The sequence below is a fragment of the Alkalibacterium iburiense genome, from assembly GCF_039521845.1.
GTDB lineage: Bacteria > Bacillota > Bacilli > Lactobacillales > Carnobacteriaceae_A > Alkalibacterium > Alkalibacterium iburiense.
On the sequence record NZ_BAAACW010000134.1, the window covers coordinates 1 to 4,248 of the forward strand.

Genomic DNA, 4,248 nt, shown 5'->3' on the forward strand with positions numbered 1-4,248 from the left:
CTTAAGGCTTGAACAAAACAGAAATGGCCTGCGTTCGACAAAGTACTTAAGAATCCCACTGCTTTAGCTGTGGGAGTGTCAAATCAAACACAATGCCTTTAAGAAAGAGAGGAGCGCCTTCTTCGGTTCGTTCGGTTACTTTTCCCCGATCCTGGTAGACTTTCCATGAGCCATCTTTTGCTCTGATACGGTATTTTACTTCCCACACCGGGATTTTGCCGTCCAAGTGGTCTTGCATCGTCTGCATGACATACCCGTAATCATCCGGGTGTAATTTTTCGGTAAAGAATTCATAGGGTACCTTTTCAGGCAATTCTTCGTTTGTATAGCCCAATGCCTTTGCTTTCAATGGATTATAAGTGACTTCGTTTATGGTAAAGTCCCAAAACCATTGTCCAAGATTCCCGGTCCATCCGAATTCCATATTTTCTGTTTCATGGAATGTCTTTAAAAACTCTTTGTTCAACCGTTTAAGTGATTCCACTTCTTTTATAAGCGCCTCTTTTGTGTAATCGGCATAATCCTGCATTATGTACTCCCCCTCGTCTTCTAACACCCAGTTTAATTAATATGGCGTTAGCTTTCAATGTTTATTGAATATAAACCTCTTTTTTGTTCATTTTTTTATAACACACTTCCTAGAACATACAGAAAAACTAGAAAAGATGGCCTTCCATCTTTTCTAGTTTATTTTTTCATCTCTTTGTACACATCTAAAACGTGTTCTGCTTGCTGACTAAGTGAAAACTGCTCAGCCCATTGTCGGAGAACAATCCCCTTTTCCTTCAACTGATTATTTTGCCACAATTCATACGCTTCTATCAGAGCCTTGCGTAAATCTGCTGCATTCTTTGGTTGAATCAGCCAGCCCATTGTGTCATCTCGGATGATTTCCTTAACGTCTCCCACATCTGTGGCTATAACCGGAAGCTCTTGTTCAGCTGCTTCAAGTATGACGAGTGGAAAACTCTCACTTAAAGAAGGATGAACAAATACATGGGAGTCAGAAGCGACCATTTTCACTTCTTCACTTGGTAACCAGCCAAGGAAAGACACCTGAGAGGCAATGGATGACTCTTTACAAAGCTGCTTCAACGCTTTTTCTTCCTCGCCTTCTCCGCATACTAACCACTGCCAGTTGGGATAAGGGAACGTTTTTAGGGCCTCAATCAAATAAGGGTAACCTTTTACAGGATGTAATCGCCCAATCGTCAGCAAAGTGAAATCGGGCTGTTCTTTCTCCCCTTTTAAAGGTTCCGAGAAGGTAATGCCATTGTTAATCACGTATATACGACTTTCTGGTATACCCAGTCGCTCAATACTTTCTTTAATTTCATTCGATACGGCAATCACGCCATCAGCTTTAGTTATAGACCGCTTATTCACGTGTTCAAACACACGCCCTTTTATTCCATTGTCCTTAAAATCTAGGGAAGGGTGACTATGTATCGTCGTAATCCATGTCACTGAAATAAAGCGGTGCATCATATAAGCTAACGTATTGGCTCGTGGTCCGTGTGTGTGAATGTGTGTATAAGCTTTCTTTTTTAAAAAACGAATCACCCTCACTAAAACAGTCAGGTCATAACGATTGGCTTGTTGAAAGACATGAACAGGGATTCCTTCTTGTCGGGCTGCTTTAGAGACCGGCCCTTCTTCCAGTACGATAAGATCACATTGTTTGTCCTTTAACTCTTTCAATAAGGAGACAATGTGAACCAGACCCCCGCCGTATTCATTTCCTGCATTTATGTGAGCGACTTTCATATTTCACTTTTCCTTTTTTTCTGCTTGTAAATTTCTCTTAAAAACAGGGGCAGGACACTCATTCTTTTATAACGAGAAGGTTGCTTGATGAGCCGATACAGCCATTCTACATGGAAACGCTGGACTAAAAACGGGGCTCTTTTCGTTTTACCTGAAATGACATCGAAGCTACCTCCGACACCTACAGCAATGCCATGTTCGACTTCATTTAAGTATTTTTTAATCCATTCTTCTTGTCTAGGAAAACCAAAGGCTACCAGCACGATATCCGCATTCGCTTCTTTGACCATCTGAATCTTTTCGGGGTCATCGTGATCGAAATACCCGTGATGGTAACCGGCAATTTCAATATGTGGCCATTCTTTTTTGACGTTTTCAATCGTCAAATTTAGAACGTCTTCTTTAGCCCCAATAAAATACACCCGCTTCCCTTCCATGTTAGCCAATTCAAGTAAACCCAGCATTAATTCAAACCCAGGTACTCTTTCTTTAATGGGCGTGTTTAGCGTTTTTGCCGCTCGAACGACTCCAATGCCGTCTGGGGCAATGAAGTCCGCTTCTAACAACAATTTAAAATAGTCCTCATTGCTTTTAGCAAACATGACAATTTCTGGATTCGCCGTAACTAGAAATGTTTTTTCTTTATCTTCCATTCGTTTATATAGAACGCTTAAGAACTCTTTCCGGGTCATATTATCAAATGGAATACCCAGAATGGTTACTTTGTTATTCATAATTTACTCATCCATTCTTACTCCCTTAAGAATCAAACCTGTTATTTATTTAGATCCACCACTTGTTTTTTTAATTGATATAAGATTAACTTGCAAAGGATGGGATTCCATTACTGGGCCTTCATGCGTCACGCGTACAGTATCCCCTACTTCATAGGTGTGGTCTTCAGGTACAGATAAGCTGACTAATGTCCCGGACTGCCTGATGCTCTCCCCTTCATGGGGCTCGACAATCAAAATAGATTCTTCTGCTTCGACTACTGCCACCGTTCCTTCAAAAACAGCCTCTTCACACCCACTCAATAAGAGGGCCACAAGCACAACCAACCCCATGACTGCTTTTTTCATATGGCTTCCCTTCTCCTAATGTTTCTTCAAAAGTATTTGATCGATATAATGATCGGTTGTCTTATGAATAATCATATCCGCTCTGAAGCGAGTTGGAAGAATGTACTCCTCTAAGTTCTTTAGATTAATCGTGCGCCAAACATTTCGAGCCATAGCAAATGCTTTTTTTCTGTCTCCAATCGCATAGGGGTAGTAATAATTTGAAGGGTTTTTAAAAGCTGTTTGTAATAAAACACCAAAACGTTCTAAGTACCATTTCTCAATCCGGTCGGCCTCGGCATCCACATAAAAACTGAAGTCGAAAAAGTCGCTGACAAATATCTTTTCATTGGCCGGTAATTGAAGCACATTAATTCCTTCTACTATCAGGATATCCGGCTGGTCGATGACTTCATATTGGTCGGGTACGATATTATATAAACTATGCGAATAGAGAGGCACTTTAATATTGCGTCTCCCGCTTTTAATATCACCCATAAAACTGATTAAGCGGTGCATATCGTAACTTTCAGGAAACCCTTTGCGATTTAAAATCCCCTTTTCGATAAGGGTTTCATTCGGATATAAGAAACCATCGGTGGTAATTAATTTGACTGTCTGTTCCGGATAGGCTCTAGACATCATAGTCTGCAAAAAACGCGCTAATGTACTTTTTCCAACAGCCACACTCCCTGCAATACCAATAATATAGGGGTCTCTTTTAGCCGGTTTTTTCAGTAATTGTTTAATTTCAATTTGTCTCTCATTATAATGTTTAATGTATTTATGCAAAACTTGTAATATAGGTAAATAAATTTCTTTCACATCCTGGACAGATACCTGGTCATTCAGCGACCGCAAAGAGTCTACTTCTTGGTCATTCAGACTGATTTCCGTATGGTTTTGTGCTAATGTTTTCCATTCATCTCTATCAATGATATAAAATGAATCCGATTCTTCCATGCGGCTACCTCCGCTCTTGCTATAATATTCATTATCTGTATTAGTTTACCAAATTTTTGTTCTTTTTCACACTGTTCTTTGCTATTCTTTTTCCTTTCCTCAAATCTTTAGTCTTTTTTAAATTTAAAGTGATATTATAAATTAGTGTTTCTATGATGAATACGATATGATTATAGAGAAAATACGAGAGATGGTAATGCCAAAAGTTCTATGAAAAATCAGATTATTCCTGTTCGAAGGTATGATATTCCCAAATAGGATACTTTTTTAAATGCCAAAGATGTTTTTTTGAAAGTTTCAAGCGGAATTAAGTGAAGAAAAGAATCTGAATTTAAAAAATGGATAACACAAAAAGACCCTCCTGTTTTGGCTTTTTAAACAAGTTGGTAAGTAAAGTAACCTTTATTCAGCTGAGGTGCTTTTAAGGAGACCATTCCCTAAGTTTAATAACCGAATC

At 39.1% G+C, this 4,248-nt stretch carries 5 protein-coding genes; all 5 read right to left on the reverse strand.

The features are described 5' to 3' along the window. Positions 1 to 46 precede the first annotated feature (46 nt). On the reverse strand, positions 47 to 529 hold the full coding sequence (locus tag ABDZ53_RS10585; protein WP_343756340.1) for a PAS domain-containing protein: 483 nt from the start codon (positions 527 to 529) through the stop codon (positions 47 to 49). 158 nt (positions 530 to 687) lie between these two features. Continuing rightward, entirely contained in the window at positions 688 to 1,767 is a 1,080-nt protein-coding gene (locus ABDZ53_RS10590) for a glycosyltransferase family 4 protein (RefSeq protein ID WP_343756343.1), read from the reverse strand. Then, on the reverse strand, positions 1,764 to 2,501 hold the full coding sequence (locus ABDZ53_RS10595) for a WecB/TagA/CpsF family glycosyltransferase (protein WP_343756345.1): 738 nt from the start codon (positions 2,499 to 2,501) through the stop codon (positions 1,764 to 1,766). The genes ABDZ53_RS10590 and ABDZ53_RS10595 overlap by 4 nt, the downstream gene beginning before the upstream one ends. Positions 2,502 to 2,546: 45 nt before the next feature. After that, entirely contained in the window at positions 2,547 to 2,849 is a 303-nt protein-coding gene (locus ABDZ53_RS10600; RefSeq protein WP_343756348.1) for a hypothetical protein, read from the reverse strand. A gap of 15 nt (positions 2,850 to 2,864) precedes the next feature. Beyond that, complete coding sequence (gene coaA, locus ABDZ53_RS10605) at positions 2,865 to 3,791, reverse strand: type I pantothenate kinase (protein WP_343756350.1); 927 nt, start codon at positions 3,789 to 3,791, stop codon at positions 2,865 to 2,867. Between the last annotated feature and the right edge of the window lie 457 nt (positions 3,792 to 4,248).